This is a genomic window from Sinomicrobium soli (assembly GCF_003285545.1).
Classification (GTDB): Bacteria; Bacteroidota; Bacteroidia; order Flavobacteriales; family Flavobacteriaceae; genus Sinomicrobium.
Window position 1 is genome coordinate 57,736 of the sequence record NZ_QLNV01000010.1, and the last position, 17,861, is coordinate 75,596.

Annotated in this window: 13 protein-coding genes; 10 read left to right on the top strand and 3 right to left on the bottom strand. The window is 48.5% G+C overall.

The window, feature by feature from the left end:
• Positions 1-31: 31 nt before the first annotated feature.
• The 3 genes from DN748_RS19260 to DN748_RS13545 all read right to left on the bottom strand — a co-directional run bounded on the left by DN748_RS19260 (position 32) and on the right by DN748_RS13545 (position 3,436).
• Positions 32-718, bottom strand: a complete 687-nt coding sequence (locus DN748_RS19260; RefSeq protein ID WP_236636868.1) for a DUF6805 domain-containing protein — start codon at positions 716-718, stop codon at positions 32-34.
• Positions 676-2,412, bottom strand: a complete 1,737-nt coding sequence (locus DN748_RS13540; RefSeq protein WP_201741481.1) for a glycoside hydrolase family 127 protein — start codon at positions 2,410-2,412, stop codon at positions 676-678. Before DN748_RS13540 ends, DN748_RS19260 begins: the two co-directional genes overlap by 43 nt.
• A 259-nt stretch (positions 2,413-2,671) precedes the next feature.
• Complete coding sequence (locus DN748_RS13545; protein WP_112372363.1) at positions 2,672-3,436, bottom strand: DeoR/GlpR family DNA-binding transcription regulator; 765 nt, start codon at positions 3,434-3,436, stop codon at positions 2,672-2,674.
• Between the two features lie 320 nt (positions 3,437-3,756).
• On the opposite strand from DN748_RS13545, the gene DN748_RS13550 reads away from it, so the two are divergent.
• The 10 genes from DN748_RS13550 to DN748_RS13595 all read left to right on the top strand — a co-directional run bounded on the left by DN748_RS13550 (position 3,757) and on the right by DN748_RS13595 (position 17,854).
• A complete protein-coding gene (locus DN748_RS13550; RefSeq protein ID WP_112372364.1) occupies positions 3,757-4,215 on the top strand; it encodes a hypothetical protein in 459 nt (152 codons plus the stop codon).
• A gap of 88 nt (positions 4,216-4,303) precedes the next feature.
• Positions 4,304-7,357 (top strand): SusC/RagA family TonB-linked outer membrane protein, encoded by a 3,054-nt coding sequence (locus tag DN748_RS13555; RefSeq protein WP_112372365.1) that lies wholly within the window; start codon positions 4,304-4,306, stop codon positions 7,355-7,357.
• A gap of 11 nt (positions 7,358-7,368) precedes the next feature.
• Positions 7,369-9,060, top strand: a complete 1,692-nt coding sequence (locus DN748_RS13560) for a RagB/SusD family nutrient uptake outer membrane protein (protein WP_112372366.1) — start codon at positions 7,369-7,371, stop codon at positions 9,058-9,060.
• A 59-nt stretch (positions 9,061-9,119) separates the two neighbouring features.
• A complete protein-coding gene (locus DN748_RS13565; RefSeq protein ID WP_112372367.1) occupies positions 9,120-10,883 on the top strand; it encodes a sodium:solute symporter family transporter in 1,764 nt (587 codons plus the stop codon).
• A gap of 21 nt (positions 10,884-10,904) precedes the next feature.
• Positions 10,905-12,302, top strand: a complete 1,398-nt coding sequence (locus DN748_RS13570; protein WP_201741482.1) for an FAD-dependent oxidoreductase — start codon at positions 10,905-10,907, stop codon at positions 12,300-12,302.
• 88 nt (positions 12,303-12,390) lie between these two features.
• Positions 12,391-13,308, top strand: coding sequence for an endonuclease/exonuclease/phosphatase family protein (locus DN748_RS13575; protein ID WP_112372369.1), 918 nt, complete (start codon positions 12,391-12,393; stop codon positions 13,306-13,308).
• A gap of 112 nt (positions 13,309-13,420) precedes the next feature.
• Positions 13,421-14,380 (top strand): endonuclease/exonuclease/phosphatase family protein, encoded by a 960-nt coding sequence (locus DN748_RS13580; RefSeq protein ID WP_112372370.1) that lies wholly within the window; start codon positions 13,421-13,423, stop codon positions 14,378-14,380.
• Positions 14,381-14,430: 50 nt separating this feature from the next.
• Positions 14,431-15,393 carry a metallophosphoesterase family protein gene (locus DN748_RS13585; protein WP_112372371.1) on the top strand — a complete coding sequence of 321 codons (963 nt, stop codon included), beginning with the start codon at positions 14,431-14,433 and terminating at the stop codon, positions 15,391-15,393.
• A 46-nt stretch (positions 15,394-15,439) separates the two neighbouring features.
• Positions 15,440-16,405: a 2-hydroxyacid dehydrogenase gene (locus DN748_RS13590; protein WP_112372372.1), complete on the top strand. Its 966-nt coding sequence runs from the start codon at positions 15,440-15,442 to the stop codon at positions 16,403-16,405.
• A gap of 3 nt (positions 16,406-16,408) precedes the next feature.
• Positions 16,409-17,854 carry an FGGY-family carbohydrate kinase gene (locus DN748_RS13595; RefSeq protein WP_112372373.1) on the top strand — a complete coding sequence of 482 codons (1,446 nt, stop codon included), beginning with the start codon at positions 16,409-16,411 and terminating at the stop codon, positions 17,852-17,854.
• Positions 17,855-17,861: the final 7 nt, after the last annotated feature.

The window sequence follows — 17,861 nt, forward strand, 5'->3', positions numbered from 1 at the left end:
CCCTGACCGGGTTATTGGCAAACCTGTAACCTCAAGGACGCAGGAGCCTTATCCCGTATACCGGCCCGGCCGTGGTACGGTCTTTAGCCACGAATTTCACCGTTATCCGGCCTCCCGTACTTTTTTCCAGAACAGTATCCGGTATCCGGTAGTCCTCGTGATAGATCACATCTCCTTTCCCACCCTGAAGGGAAACGTCTTTCAGCAGCTCTCCGTTGACCAGGATACCGAAGTGGCGGTTCTTATCTCCTCCGTAATATTCCACACGCAATACCTTGCCCTGCTTCCCGGTATTGTTCAGGTCATAGGAAAACCATGATTCCGACTGTCTCCAGAACATTCCTTTATTCATTCCCGAAGATGTTTGCTCTCCACGGTAGTTGTGTTCGGTTTCCGGCTGCTGCTCCCCGGGAGCCACCTGGTCGACCGTCCTGGCCTCGAGTTCCAGTTTCTCCTTTTCCCTCTTCCGTACAGTGCGAAGTTTTTCCTCCAGTCCTTCTCTCTCTTCCACAGGCCAGTACACCATATAGCGGGCATCGTATATGGTATAAAAAGGCACCAGTTCCAGGTTTTTGTATTTCTGCGGATAAATCACGGAGGAGGCCTTGAAAGTCATGGGTTTTCCCGTTACCGCCCGTACGGCATCTTCAGGATGCTCTCCCGGCTGTGCGAGGATCATGGGGGCCTCGTCCAGGGGATAACTTTTTCCTTGTGCCACGTGCCCCATACGGCTGTCATCGGCATAAAGGCCAAACAGGCCGGTCGTGTATCGGTGACAGCTCCCAGGACAACGGGGCCATGTACAAAAGACACCCATTGGTCCGTACCGGTTGTTTCCGCATGGAGATACTCTGCCGTAGTATGCATGGGAAAACGCAGTACCACCTTGTCGCCATTTCTCCATTTCCGGGTTATCCGGATATAGGAGGACTCCGTTTTATCCGCATGATATCGTCTATCGTTGACATATACCTCAAACTTTCCTTCCTTCACCCATCCCGGGCGCCTTACAACCACCGAAAAACGTGAACTCCTGTCCAGGGAAAGCGTCAGTTTTGTATGCTCCTCATCCGGAAAACCCGTTTCCTGGGTGAGCACCATTCCCTTTTCTTTCCATTCCAGCGATGAAGGAACGAACAGGTTTACATAGAGGTCATTACCCCGGCGGGCATAGATCAGCTCCCCGTATTTCCCGTGATTTTCCAGCCCGGAACCCACACAACACCAGAATCCCTGTCCGGGTCGGGAATATACCCTGTAATGCCGGGGGCGCATGGGCGTAAAGTATACAAACCCACCCGAAGGATGCTGTGAAGAGAGAATGTGGTTGTACATGGCCCTCTCGTAAAAATCCATATACCTGCCTTCGGGCTTTGACAAAAAAAGCATTTGGGTGAGCCGGAGCATGTTATAGGTATTACAGGTCTCGGGCCCCTGCCTGGAGGTCACCATCCCTGAAAAATCATCATCAGGGTGAAAATGTTCCCTGACACTGTTCCCCCCGATGGATACCGACCGGCGGTTTACCACCTCATTCCAGAAGAAATCCGACGCCCGGTTCCAGTCTGTATTATGCTCCAGGTCAGCGATCCGTTTATACCCTATCACTTTCGGGATCTGGGTATTGGCGTGCAGGCCGGTAAGTTCGTCCCGGCCGTGCAGCAGGGGATCGAGGATCTTCCGGTGTGAGAACCGCCTGGCGAGATCCAGGTATTTTTCACTGCCTGTGATCGCATAGACATCGGCAAACACCTCGTTCATTCCACCGTGTTCGCTCACCAGCATTTCCTGTATCTGTTCATCCGACAAGGCAGAAGTAACCTCCAGCACCCAGTCCGATAACTTTACCAGCACAGTCTTTGCTTCCTTATTTCCCGCAACAAGCCAGGCATCTCTCAGGCCGGCAAACAACTTGTGTATATTGTAAAGCGGCACCCATTTGTCGTTCAGTGAAAACGTGGAAGCCCTGATATCTCCGGCAGCGATCTCCGCCCACATCTCCCTTCCGCCCGGAATCCCGCCGGTATAACCGTTACCATTGGCTTCCTGGCATGCTGCCAGCACCGATACCATATAAGAAAGCCGGTTAACAAGTGCTTCATTTCCCGTAGCGGCATACATCAACGCCAGGGCAGAGAGGTAATGCCCTCCTATATGACCGTCAAGGCCCGAACTCTCCCAGTTGCCATACGCTTCTGCCCGGGGTTCCAGTCCTGCCTCCTTCACATAGGGAGCCAGCAACCTGTCGGGGTCCAGGGCAAGGATATACTCCATATCCGTTTGCTGGGCCTCATAGAAAGGCCCTCCGCCAAGCCTTACTGCCGACAGCGAAAACGGTTCAAGCGACTGCCCGTATACCGAAAACAGGTTTGCCATGACAATCCCAAAAAAAACAAAATACCGCTGTATCATCTTATACTTTTTTATAAGTTCCGGAAAATCGCCCCCTCTCTCTTTCCGACATGCCTGTCAGGACCGGGAAAGCAATGACAACGGGTTAAAAATAGATAAAACCAGGTGCTTTTACAAATTAAATGTAGTTTTTACACTAAATTAATGCCGCAAATGCTTTTCCAAACTTTTTCGGATCGTACATTTATAATTATGCTTTCCGGAAATCAAGTCATAAAACCGGGAAAAAGACTTTCCCGCTGCGCAAACCATCTATAGGTCAGTCCGCTATAATTACATTAATGTCCCTTCCTTCCAGGTCTTTTACCACTGCCGGCGGCACATGGGCATCAGTTACAATATAGTGTACCTGTTCGAGGCCACAAACCTTTCCCAGTCCCCTTTTCCCGAATTTTGAACTGTCGGCCAGTACTACCAGTACCTGGGCAGATTCTATCATTTTTTTATTGAGGGAAGCTTCTGCCAGGTTTGTAATGGACAAGCCGAAATCCAGGTCAATGCCGTCTACCCCGAGAAATAAAATTCCGGAGGATATCTCCTCCAGGGTATTCTCTGCGGTTCTCCCCGCTACGGATGAAGAATTGGGCCTGATGGTACCCCCTAACTGCACGATCTCTATGTTAGGCCTGCTACACAAGGCCAGGGTTACTTTCACTGCCGGGGTTATTACTGTCATCTGTCGTAAAGGATGCAGCATATTGGCAAAGGTGTAAACCGTAGTGCCGGAACCCACGATCACAGAATCACTTTCCTTTATAAGGCCCAATGCTGCCTTTCCGATTTTCTGCTTTGCTTCCGCATTAATCTGTTCCTTCTCGTCGATGGTACGTTCGTTCATATACGGATTACTGCTGGAAGCCCCTCCGTGGGTCCGGAACAACAATTTTTTATCTTCAAGCAGCTTCAGATCCTTCCGGATCGTAACACCGGAAACATTGAGCCATTCTATCAGATCATTTATTTTGACCCGCCCCTCCTCCTTGAGTTTCTGAAGGATCATCTCATGCCTGTCAGTGATATCCATACTTTTATCTTTATTTTTTTTGATTTAATATAAAATTAACAATCCCTTCAAAAAGTTTCAAAACACACAGAACCCTAACGTAAAGTTAACACTCAACTTCCTGTACACAGCAAAGAAAACAATTTATTTACTTTCGAAACCCTTTTGTTAAAGTTAAATTTAATTAAAAATTAGGGATTTTAAACTTTCATTATATTAAATTATGTTTCTTTTAATTTTATTTCTTTAATTTGTTATCGAAACAAGACAAAGATAGTTGTCCTTTTTAAAACCGTAAAAAATAGCATATCGTCAAAAAAATAAAACCAAAACACAGTATTATGAAAATCACACCACCTATTTTAAGATCTGCTGAAAAAAAATTCTTTTGGCTCATCCTTGTCCAGGCAATAGTTTTTACGGCTGCCCGTACTGATTCGGAAGGTACCGATATCCGCCGGGACAAAGACTCTGTAACGGCCGAAACAGAGATAGACACCTCTGCAGTAAACCTGGAAAGCTCCAGCTTTTTCCAAATTGCCGTACTGCCCGACACCCGGTATTGCACCGATCTCAAGCACGGTGGAACCACGGAGATGTTCGAACAGCAAATCGCCTGGATAGAAAACGACCGTAACGGTGGGAACGGACTTATGAGGATCATGAAAATAGATCTGGACAATGAAACCCCGAGTGTACGCACCTTTGCGCCCAGGACAGGAGCCAATATTCTCGAAGAAAATGAAGACAGCATGTTTACCGGGCCCCTGTACCAACAAAAATCATACACATTCCTGTGAAAATCAATTCCATACCCTCAGACAAGCATTTTGAACCTCACTTAGTAAGTAAACCAAAAACCGAAATACGACTCATAAAACCAGCACTATGAAACAAACTCTAAAAATTTCTTTGCTGTTTCTTTTCTGCCTGTCAACCATATCTTCATTTGCGCAGCAACGTACGGTAACAGGTCATATCCGGGACGAAGAAGGTGCCCCTCTTCCGGGGGTTACCATTCTGGTCGGAGACAGCAATAAAGGGACAATTTCCGACTTTGACGGTAATTTTTCGCTTGATATCAGCGGAAACAATACCATTCTTCTTTTCTCCTATATGGGAATGGAACCCCAGGAAATTGAAGTAGGCAATCAGCTTACCCTGGATATTACCATGATCTCGCAGGCCGTCGGGCTCGACGAGGTCGTAGCCATAGGTTACGGCCGCGCCAAAAAAAAGGATATCAGCGGTTCCATTGCCACTGTAGACGGCGAAACCGTTTCCAAAAGAAATAACACACAATTGTCTCAGGCACTGCAGGGGACCATGCCAGGGGTCATGGTAACCCGTACCAATGCCGAACCCGGGGCAGGCGGAACCATACGGGTAAGGGGTATCACTACCATCGGGGACAGCGATCCCCTGGTTATCGTTGACGGTGTTCCGGTAAGCAGTATCGATGATGTTAATGCTGCCGATATCCAGGATATTTCCGTACTCAAGGATGCAGCGTCGGCTTCCATATATGGCGCCAGGGCAGCAGCCGGGGTGATCCTTATCACCACAAAACAATCCGGGGAAGAAAAATCGTCTCTGGAGTACAAAATGAGCTATGGCATTGATGTCCCTACCCGGTTTCCCGATATGGTAGACCCCCAACGTTACCTCGAAATGATTAACGAATTTACCTGGAACGATGCCGGTAACCCCGAAGGCGGGGAATATGCACTTTATACTGAAGACGAGGTCAACAATTGGGTGGCCAACAACGCCACGGACCCCAACCGTTACCCGCTGACCGACTGGACGGGACTTATAATCAATGACTTCGCCCCGAGAAGTTCGCACAACATTTCCTTTACCGGGGGTACCGAAAGGCTGAGGACCAGGGCTTCCCTGAATTACGAACAGATCGATGCCATGTACGACCACAAGTCCTTTAACCGCATCATGGGCAGGGTAAACAATAATTTTACTATCTCTGAAAAGTTAAAAGCCTCCGTAAATTTCTCCTATATTCACGAAAGAAGAAAAGCTCCTGTCATTAACCCGGTAGAATCTGCCCAACGGTATCCGGCGGTTTATGCCGCCGTGTGGGACGACGGCCGTATCGGCCAGGGACAAAACGGTTTCAATACCTATGCCCGCCTGCATTACGGAGGGTTTGACAATACGTGGAGAAACAAGTTCAATTCCCGCATATCACTGGAATACAGCCCTGTAAAAAATCTCCGCATTACCGGGGTATTCGCACCTTACATCTATAATACCAAAGGTAAGAAATTCGTTAAAAAAATCCCGTATTACGATGCAGAGGATCCCACACAACAACTGGGATATATCTCCGGACACAACACTACAAATCTCTACGAAGCCAGAAACGACGGGTGGAATATTACCAACCAGCTTCTGGTTAACTACGATGCCTCTATCGGCAGTCATAATTTTAGTCTGCTTGCGGGTTATGAAGGTTTTTCCTCCTATACGGAATCACTGGATGCGCAGGCCGAAAATTATGAAGTATCCAGCTTCCCGTATCTCAACCTCGGTCCCCTGGATAACATGAGAAACTCGGGCGGGGCCGTGGAAACAGCATATCGCTCTTATTTCGGCCGCCTCCTATACGATTACAAAGGAAAATACCTGTTACAGGCCAATCTGCGTTACGACGGTTCGTCGCGCTTCCACCCCGATTACCGCTGGGGAGCCTTCCCTTCGGTATCTGCCGGGTGGGTGATCACCGAGGAAAGCTTTATGCCAAAGGATTCTCCCCTTTCCTATCTGAAGTTCAAGGCAAGCTGGGGACAACTCGGTAACGAGCGTATTGGTAACTACCCCTACCAGTCAACCATCGGGTTTTCCAACGCCTTGTTCTACCGGGGTAATAATGTGACTTCGGCTACTACGGCAGCCCAATTTTATTACGCCATCCCCAACATTACCTGGGAAACCACCGAAACCACCAATATAGGTCTTGAATCCTATTTCTTTGAAAACAAGCTGATGTTATCAGCCGATTATTATAAAAAAACCACCAAAGACATGCTACTGCAACTGGAGATCCCTGATTATATGGGCTATGAAAACCCGGATCAGAATACCGGGAAAATGCATACCGAAGGATGGGATCTTGAACTCGCATGGAGGGACCGGATCGGCGGGCTAAAATATTCCGTAAGTGCCAACGTATCCGATTACCGTTCCAAAATGGGCAACCTGGGCGGAATTGTATTCTCCGGGGCACAGATTACCCGTGAGGGGACGGAATTCAACGAGTGGTACGGTTACCGGTCTGACGGACTGTTCCAGACTGCGGAAGAAGTGGCCGATTCGCCCACACTCAATTCTTCTGTACAGCCAGGGGATGTAAAATACCTGGATATCAGTGGTCCGGACGGGGTACCGGACGGCATTATCTCTCCCGATTACGACCGTGTTCCCCTCGGAGGTTCCCTGCCCAGGTATCTTTACGGGGGCAACATTAATGCGGAGTACAAAAACTTCGACCTGACCCTCGGTTTCCAGGGTGTAGGAAAACAAAACAGCCGCCTGACCCCGCAAATGGTAAGACCCTTCTTCTCTACCTGGACCAATGCCCCGGCCATTATCGACGGAAAGTACTGGAGCCATTACAATACCCCTGAAGAAAACCAGAAAGCCCGTTACCCCAGGCTCTCTCATGCCGGGGCCGAAAACAACAATTATGAGATGTCGGATTTCTGGTTGTTCGAAGGCGGTTACTTCCGGCTGAAAAACATAGTGCTCGGGTTTACCCTGCCCGAGTCCGTGACCACTCGTATCAATGTGAGTAACGCACGGTTGTTTGTGTCGGCTACCGACCTGTTTTCCATAGATAACTACCCCGGGGGATGGGACCCGGAAACCGCAGACCATACTTATATGGTTTCCACCTTCCTGTTTGGCCTGTCTGTTAAATTCTAAAAATCAGCAAAATGAAGAAAATACTGTCTTTTTTCCTGTGTACCGCAGTCCTTTGTGGCTGCGAGGACCTCGACCTCAACCCGTTGTCTGAAGCCTCTTCGGGAAACTGGTATTCCAGTGCCGAAGAATATGAAATGTCACTGAACGACCTCTACAGGACCTATCTCTGGGACCTGGAGATCAACCTGACCACCGAAAGAATGACAGACAACTGGACACAGCGAATGGTCATATCCGACTTTACTTCCGGGACCATAAACAGCGAATGGTCAACTGCTTCAGACTTATGGCTGAGCACCTATAAAGGTATTTCGAGGGCAAATACCATTCTCAATAACCTGGAAAACGCACCGGACGATCTCACAGAAGAGCAGATAAAACAATTCGAAGGTGAAGCCCGTTTTTTCCGGGCGGTATTCTATTCCCGCCTGGCATTTTACTATGGAGATGTTCCTTACTACACGGAGTATATCGATATCGAAGCTGCTTTTGAACTGGGCAGGACCGACAAGGATGAGATCATAAAACACGTTTACGAAGATTTCGACATCGCTATTGAAAACCTTCCCGGGAGTTATCCCGGCAACGAACTGGGTAAGGCCACCAAAGGTGCCGCTATGGCTTTTAAGGCCCGTACAGCCCTCTATATGGAAGACTGGGCCCTTGCCAGGGAAAGTGCAAAAGCCTGTATGGATCTCGGAATTTATGAATTACACCCTCAGTATGATGATTATTTCTATTCCAAAACCCGGAATTCCTCCGAAACCATTTTTGCCCTGCCGCAATCCACGGAGCTCGGGCAATACTGGAATGCAAAAAATTTCTATACCCGGACACCCGGCGGAAGCTCTGTGGCCCAACCGTCCTGGGACCTGTTTGCTTCCTACCTCTGTACAGACGGATTACCGATAGACGAATCACCTTTATTCAACCCTCATAATCCCTTTGAAAATCGCGACCCAAGGTTGCCTATGACCATTGTGGAATTCGGCACGGAACACCTCGACTATATCTACGACCCCAACCCTTATGCCACCGAGATACTGAAGGTATCTACCGGTCAATTGGTCAAAAACCTCGATACCCGAAGCGTGGTTACCCACGCCTCTCATAACGGGCTCACTCTTAATAAAGGGGTAGACGAAGACTGGACGGATGACAACCAGGCCGATTTCGACATCAAGATCATGCGGTATGCCGATGTATTGCTGATGTATGCGGAAGCCGCTATCGAACTCGATGAAATTGATGATACTACTCTTGAAGCCATTAATGCCGTACGGGCAAGGGCATACGGGGTTTCTGCAGACGAGACGGGGGAATACCCGGCAGTAACCACAACAAACCAGGCCCCGTTGCGCAAAGAACTGCGCAACGAAAGACGGGTAGAATTTGCCTGGGAAAACCGGCGTTTTGACGACCTGTTGCGATGGCAACTGGCCGAAAAAGCCCTTACCCGCCCCGTTTACGGAATGCTGGACCCTAATGATCTAAAGGAAAAGGTAGTCGATCCGGGACTGTGGTTCTGGCCGGAAACACCGGAAATTGATGAGGACGGACTTCCCGACTTTTCATCCATGTACAACAGCGGATACATTAAACTCCTTGTCGAACGCAATTTTGACCTCAGGCAATACCTGTTCCCCATACCGTCTAAGGAGATACTGATCAACGATAATCTGGAACAGAATCCCGGTTACTGAATGTAATGGCAGTTTGTAACATCTTAAGCCAAAACAGAATATGAACCTATAAACAAAACATGCATACCATAGATATTGTCGTATTAATCGTATACCTTATTGGCCTTATAGGCATGGGAAGTATTTTCTCCCGGATGAAAAATGCCAGCGAAATGTTCGCAGCAGCCGGAAAGTCACCTTGGTGGCTTTCCGGCTTATCGTCGTTTATGACCACTTTCTCCGCCGGGACTTTTGTAGTCTGGGGAGGGATCGCATATCGTTTTGGCATGGTGAGCGTATCCATCCTTATGGTGATAGGAGTAGCTGCCATGTTTGCAGGATGGTTCCTGGCATCCCGATGGAAAAAATTCGGTTATAATTCGGCCGCCGGATTTCTCAACGACCGCTTCGGCAGATCACTGGTTCACTTTTATACGTTACTGCAGGGACTGGTCGGACTGTTTACCATGGGAGGCGCAGTCTATGCCCTTTCCGTGGTAATTACTGCCCTGGTCCCCTTGCCTGAAGGACATATACTTGCCGATCCCCTGACAGGTCACCTTTCGGTAACATTTACCTCCCTGGCCTTGTGCTTACTGGTCATTATCATTACCTTCGGCGGAGGGCTCTGGGCCGTACTCATGACAGACGCCTTACAGTTTATAATCCTCTCGGCTTCCGTACTTATCGTAGTACCTCTTATCCTGGCCAGAACGGGAGGGATTTCCGGGCTTTTCCAGGCAGCACCCGAAGGTTTCGGACAACTGGTCAACAATGAGTTTTCATGGTATTTCCTGCTGGGGTGGAGCCTGGTGTTTTTTTTCAAAATCGGCGGGGAATGGGCCTATGTCCAACGATTTGTATGTGTACCTAACAGCCGTGATGCCCGGAAGGCCACTTACCTCTTTGGTATTCTCTACATCGCAAGCCCTTTTATCTGGATGCTTCCCCCCATGGCCTACAGGGTTATCAACCCCGGTGCCGATTACGAACAGGCCTATATTCTGGCCAGCCAGGAAGTATTACCTGCAGGAATGCTGGGGCTTATGATTGCTGCCATGTGCTCCGCTACGGCCAGTATGGCCACTACGCAACTCAATGTCTTTGCCGGGGCTTTTACCACCGAGCTCTATCACAGGGTCATACGTCCTTCCGCCACAGATACCGAACTTGTAAGGGCAGGGCGTCTGTTTACCCTTTTACTGGGAGGAATTATCATTGCCGGGGCACTGGTAATCCCCGCAATGGGAACATATACCGGGTATATCCTGGCCTCCGTGGCCATGCTTACGGGGCCTATGGTCCTGCCAACCATCTGGGGACTCTATTCGAGGAAAATAGGTCTCCGGGATGCCTGGGGAGTTACCCTGGCGAGCATAGTCTTCGGAATAACCGTAAAAATCGGATTTCAGCCCGAAGGTTTTCTGACAGGCATTTCATGGCTGTCCGGTATTGCTTCCCTGGCTATGGCCAATGAACGGATTACAGAAATCATGGCAGGCACAATATTTCCCCTTGTGCTCCTCTTCTGGTGCGAAATGCGTTCCCCGCATACCTGCAAGGGGTGGGTTAAAGTGAAAAATCACAAAAGCAGTTATACGGAAGGAAAATCGTCTGATGCTTCCCGGCTTCCCGCAAGCTTATGTGCCTGGTCGTCCGTAATTGTGGGGGTATTGATGATGATGATCACTTTAATCGGACAAGACGATAGTACGCTTGTGGCCTTGTTTGCCACAGGGCTGATGCTATTGGGGATACTCATCCTCATATCGCAGAAAAAATCGGGAAAAGCCCTGGCTTCTCCCGACATCCATATCAATGAGAATTCAGAACAAACAAGATAATACCGATAATAAACACGTAACATGATGAAACATATCACCGAAAAGGGAAGACAGGTCCCGGTAAGAACAGAAGCAGATATACTCGTAGTAGGCGGAGGTCCTTCAGGAATAATGGCAGCACAGGCCGCGGCTGAAGACGGGCTGAAAGTGGTATTGATTGAAAACAGGAGTTTTCTCGGCGGGAACATGACCATAGGCCTTCCCGTACTGGGGTTTCTCGGACAGAAAGGAAACCAGATCATCAAAGGACTACCGCAAAAGTTTACGGAACGCCTCAAAATGCAGGACGCCGCCAGCGAACACAGGCCCTGCCCGTTACATATGAGCATAACCCTCGTAGAACCTGAAGCCGTAAAGAATACTGCTCTTGAAATGCTTACCGAGGGGAATGTTGAGGTCATCCTTTACACCTATTTCGTAGATGCCATTGTCGAGCACAATACCATTAAAGGGATCATCATAGAAAGTAAGGCCGGAAGAGAAGCCATTCTCGCCAAAACGGTCATCGATTGCAGCGGGGATGCCGATGTGGCTTACCGCGCCGGGGTTCCTTGTGAAAAAGGAAACGAAAAAGGCGGAATGCAGCCCCCTACCCTCATGTTCTGCATGGGTGGTGTGGACACCGAAAAGCTGAGGATGAGCATTGCCAGCGAACACCGCACTTATCTCACGGATTTTATCCCCGCCGAATATTTCGGGCAGAACCATCAGTTTATAGTGGTAGGATTACGCGACCTGATGAATAAGGCAAGAAATGAGGGTTTTACCCTCAACACTGAACGAACCATTATTATTACCGGGCTGCGAAAAGGGGAAGTCTGGATAAACATGTCCAGTGTACACGGGGTTGACGGGACCAAACCTGAGGACCTGACCCACGGGGAAGTCAAAGGAAGACAACAAATCAGGGATATCCAACGCTACCTGACAGCATACGTACCCGGATTCGAAAAAGCATTTTTTACCAAGATGGCCCCCTTCCTCGGGATCAGGGAAACACGAAGAATAGTGGGCCGTTATGTCATGACCAGCGATGATATACTGTCTTGCAGAAGATTTGACGATGCCATTGCGGTAGCCAGCTACCCTCTCGACCTGCATCACCCCCACGACGGAGGGTGTACGCTCACCTGGTGCGGCGATTGTTACGACATTCCCTATGCCTCCCTGGTACCGCAACGCATCGAAAACCTCCTGGTGGCCGGAAGGGCCATTTCCACAACACATGAAGCCATGTCTGCCATAAGGGTGATGGCCCCATGTATGGCCATGGGGGAAGCCGCCGGAAGAGCTGCAAAACTGGCTATCTGGCACGGGGTGCTGCCTTCCTCCCTGGATGTCCGCCTCCTACAAAAGGAACTCCTCGAAAAAGGAGCCTACCTGAATGAAGAAATTGCCTTAAACCGACAAGCATTATGAAATGCCCATAACCAAAATTTTCGGATACCAACCGAAATGATCATTGGGCATTCCATCTGACCTATGAAAAACAAATAAAAAAGAACAGATGAAATCACATAACATAAAAAACGTATTACTCCGCTTTCTCCCGGCAGGAATACTCCTGCTCCTGTTTTGCAACTTTGTTCCTGCACAGGAAAACAGGGCCCCTTTTAAAGTGATCAGCGCCAATATCCGGGTGGCCCTGCCCGCAGATACGGATAAAGGACATGGATGGAACGACCGGAAAGCACTGCTTTTCGATATCCTGAAAAATCACAAACCGGATATTATCTGTCTCCAGGAAGTCCTCGAAGTCCAGAACAATGATTTCAAAACGGCCTTTCCGGACTTTACCGTTATAGGGTTCGAAGGCCCGGAAATGGATGTCCACACAGATGGAGAATACCACGGCATTGCCAAGAATCCCATCGCATTTTCCAATACAAGGTTTGAACTGGTGGCGGCAGGGCAATACTGGTTATCCGAAACACCGCTGAAAGGCGGGAGCATTTCCTGGAATTCGGCAAGGGCAAGGAATGCCAACTGGGTGCGGCTCAAAGACCGGGCGACCTCCCGGGAATTCCGGGTCGTAAACCTCCATTTAGACCACAAAAGCCAGCCGGCAAGGGAAAGACAGATCAGGGTAGTCACGGATGAGGCCGGCCAATACCCCCCCGATTTTCCCCAGGTACTCGCGGGAGACTTCAATGCCGGCGCAAAGAACGAGGTATACGGCGTTATCGGTAACGCCGGATGGAAGGATACGTATACCGCCATACACGGTGATGCCGAACCCGGATATACGGTGCATCTGTTTAAAGGTGACAAATACGAAAAAAAGGACAAGGGCCGTAAGATCGATTTTATTTTCACCAGGGGAGCGGACTGGCAGGTGAAAGATGCCTCCATCATCCGGGACCATGCTGACGGAAGATACCCGAGCGACCATTATTTTGTATCCGCAGATATTTTGCCGGATTAACCCGGAGTGCCGGGGCTCCATTCCCGGATCTCTCTCCAAAAGAAATCTGCTTCGGGCCGCATTGGGAATGATGACAACCCACTATAAACGATTAAACCAAAAATAAGTAAACATGTATCGGATAAACACAAGAGAACGAAGAGAACCTTCCGGGCTGACAGAATGTTTTATCAGGGTTTTAAAACCCCTTTTTACAGGATTTGCAATACTGTTTATCTTGCCATTGCAGGGACAGGAATTTACGATACTGAACTACAATTCCCTACACGGTTTTCAAAAAGATCCGGCACTCACAAAACGCTATGTCGAATGGGTGAAAAAGCTTGATCCCGATGTGGTATCATACCAGGAAATGAACGGCTTCACCCAAAACGACATAGGAGAACTGGCCGAAAAGTACGGGCATCCTTATGCGGTGATCATGAACGAAGAATATGGAGTTCCCGTAACCCATCCCCTCGCCATAACTTCGAAATATCCCATACTCGATGTAAAAAGGGTCATGGACAACCTATGGCATGGTTACCTGTACTCAAAGATCAACGGAATCCATTTCTTTATTACCCACCTGGCACCTTTTACCCTTAAGGACCGCCAAAAGGATATCCGGAAAATAATAGCACAGACCCGGTTGATCCCTAAAAATGAAATGATTGTCCTTGCCGGAGATTTCAATGCACTATCTCCGATGGACTCCACAGCGTACGGAGAAGACCTGCTGAATGCCATGCGGAAATCGGAAGGAAAGTACATCACAAAAAGCGGGACTCCCATTTTGAGAAACCGTACAATCTACCGGGAAAACCTAAATAATGACAAAATAGACTACTCGGTTATCCGGATGGTCTCAGATGCCGGATTTAAGGATAGCTACTTCCTGAAAAACGATACGTTCAAAAATAGCGTTCCCACAAAGGGTCATGCAAAAAAAACATCTTTCCTCCGCAGGATCGATTATATCTGGACCAATAAAAAACTATCGAAAAAAGTCATCGGATCGGATATTGTCCAGGATACCCTGACCGACTATATTTCTGATCATTACCCCGTCATTTTAAAAGTGAAACTATAACATTTTACCATAAACAACACCTCCTGATTCTTTAATAAAACAGAAAAAAAATGAAAACACCATTTACATTACGGCCGATTTTGATGCTCTTCCTTTTGTGTATGAACGGAAGTGTAACGGCCCAGAAAGATACGCTGTCCATTCTTCATATTTCAGATCTTCATGTGATCTTTAATCCGTATGCCTATATTCCTGAAATGATGGACTACAGGGCAAAGAAACAATATCACCTGGGTGAGATTCACCTGAGAAGCTTCCTGGAAACCGTACCGGCGAGGACATCCGGTGATATGGTCGTTGCCACGGGAGACCTGGTCGATTTTTTCGAATCAAAAACTGTAGACCGTACTACCATAGATATCCAGCCGGCAGCATTTTCCAGATTACTTGAGGATTATGAGATGCCCATCCTGCTCACACTCGGCAATCACGATATTTTCACTTTTGACTGGGATGACAAGCTGGATTACAAACTTTTGCACAACCAGAACCATGCAGGCCGTGCGAGATCGTTATGGATTAAAAATGTTTCCTGTTTCAACAACGGAACCTATTACAGTAAAACAGTCAGGGCAGGGCAAACCCGTTACCGGCTCATTTTTCTCGACGACAGTTTTTACCAGTTCTCAAAGGAAGATAGAACAAGGGCGATCCCTTATATTGATAAGCCACAACTTTACTGGCTCAAGGATCAGCTGAATGCATCGGAAAATGACATCGAGATCATTTTTATGCATATCCCCTTCGGCACAAAAAACGAAAAGTATAAAAATAATGAACTCTATACGCTCATTGCCCAAAACCCATCGTGCAAATTGATCGTCGGGGGGCATCATCACAAAAACATTATTAAAAAAATCCCGGCGGGTACCCACGATCAAATTATCCAGGTACAAACCGATGCCCTTGTCAAAAATCCGGAAAACTGGAGGTTGATCCGGCTCACTGAAAACAACATCCTGGTTTCTGAGACGGGAAAGACCGAGAATGAATTGATCATCGATATCAAATAATCTTTCCTCCGAAAGCGATCAGATATTTAATTAAAACTTCAATAAAATGACAATACTTATTACCGCACCTTATCATGAAAAAGCCTTAAATGAACTTAAAAATGCCTTCGGAAAGATCGTATATCAACCCTGGAAGCCCCACGGAAGGGCCTACAACGAAGCGGAACTCCTGAAACTGCTGGAAGAATACAAGGCCGATGCGCTGATTACGGAACACGACGAGGTTTCGGAAAAGGTTATCGAAAGTTTTCCCCATCTCCGGTTTATAGGAGTTTGCCGGGGGACCCCTTCCAATGTTGCGGTAGATACAGCCAAAAAACGGAATATTCCCCTGTTCCACACCCCCGGCCGCAATGCACAGGCCGTGGCCGAACTGTTCCTGGCAGGGGTTATTACCCTCCTGCGAAAAGTGGTGCCCGCAACCACATGGCTACAAGGCGAACAATGGGAAAAAGGAGCCCATACCTCCTACCTGCAGTTCAAGGGCAATGAACTGGCCAACAAAACCATAGGGCTTGTAGGATTTGGGGATATAGGCCGGAAGATCGCCGGAATGACATCTGCCTTTCCCTGTCCCATCCAGTATTACGACCCCTATGTATCTGCAGACAACCCGTTGCATACAAGCGTTTCTCTCGAAACCCTGTTCGAAACCAGTGATATTGTTTCCATTCATTTGCCCGTAAACGAAGAGACCAAAGGCATGATAGACAAACGCCTCTTCGACAAAATGAAAAAAGACGCTGTTTTTGTCAATACGGCACGGGCCGCGGTGGTAGACCGGGAAGCCCTGCTGGAAGCCCTGGAGAAAAGACATATTCTCGGTGCATACCTGGATGTATTCGACCATGAACCTCCGGACGAAACGGATTACCGGATCGTACACCTGCCCAATGTCTTTGCTACTCCCCATATTGCCGGGGCTACCCATGAAGTGGAAGACCACCATTCGTTTATCATGAATGCCAGGTTGCTCGAAACCTTTCAAAAAACCAAAACCAAAGCTGTTTAACTGATGAACACCGATAAAACATTAAATTACCTGGTTACCGATATCGGAACGGGAAATGTGAGGGTTGCCCTGATCGATTCTCACGGAAAACTAACCGGTATAGAACGGGATGAAGTACATTATCACCGGGATGGCACCCATCCCGAAGCCCTTTATTTTGATCCCGGACAATTGTGGGAGCAGATCATGGCACTGGCCGGAAAGCTATTGTCCCGTTATCCGGACGTCAGGATCAAGGCCATAACAGCATCGAGCCAACGCGAGGGCATTGTCCTCACAGACCGGGAAGGCCATAGCCTTATCGGTCTTCCCAACCACGATCACAGGGGGCGGGAATGGGAATCCGTCATCACCGATCCCGAAAGGATATACCGGCTTTGCGGAAGGTATCCCGGTTCCATTTTCTCAGCATTAAAACTGTATGGCATTAAAAAGAAACGCCCCGAACTGTTCAATGCCACGGAAACATGTATGAGTATAAGTGACTGGGCACAATACCGGTTTTGCGGGGTCACGGGATACGAGCATTCCCAGGCTTCCGAAACGCTGCTGTACGATATCTCCGCCAGGCAATGGTCTGCCGGGTTATGCAGGGAATTTGACATAAACCCGGGTATTCTTCCCCCCCTGAGGGAATCGGGGACCCTGCTCGGCACTGTTTTACCCGAAATTGCGAAAGAGCTCGGCATCCCGACAGAAACCGGGGTGATTGTCGGTGGTGCAGACACCCAGCTGGCCATTCACAGTACCCGGCCGGAAACCGATGATGTGATCGTAGTAGCGGGGACCACAACTCCCATTGTAAAACTGCTTCCTTCCTACACACTCGACCCGCAGATGAAAACCTGGACCGGGAGGCATACCGACCCGGACCATTTTGTACTGGAAACCAATGCCGGGGTTACAGGTCTCAACTACCAGCGTTTAAAATCCCTGTTTTATCCCGATTGCGGATATGAGCGTATCGAAGAAGAAATGAAACCGTATAATAATCCGTCATGCGTAGCTTCGCTGGGGTCCCTCATTGCTTCCGAAACACATGCGATAACTTCCGGCGGATTCCGGTTCACCACTCCTCTGTCGCACCATCTGAAACGGTCAGATTTTATGCTGGCCACCTTATGGGACATGGCATTTTGCATTGCCGAGAACTACAAGTACCTGCAATCGGTAAACAGCTGTGATAAAAACTATATCTGGGGATGCGGCGGTGGATTTCAGAGTGCTGCATTCGCACGTATCCTTGCCGGCGTACTACAGAAAAAAATAAAGATACACACCGGCTTTGAACACGCTACGATAACCGGAGCAGCCTATTGCTGTAACCAGGCATACGGACTGAAAGTGCTCCCCCCGGAGGGCTCCATCACCGAATATCTTCCGGAAAACAAGGTGCCGGCATCCGTTTCGGATGCATGGCGAAAAACGAGAGAAACTTTTATCAGATAAGACCAGC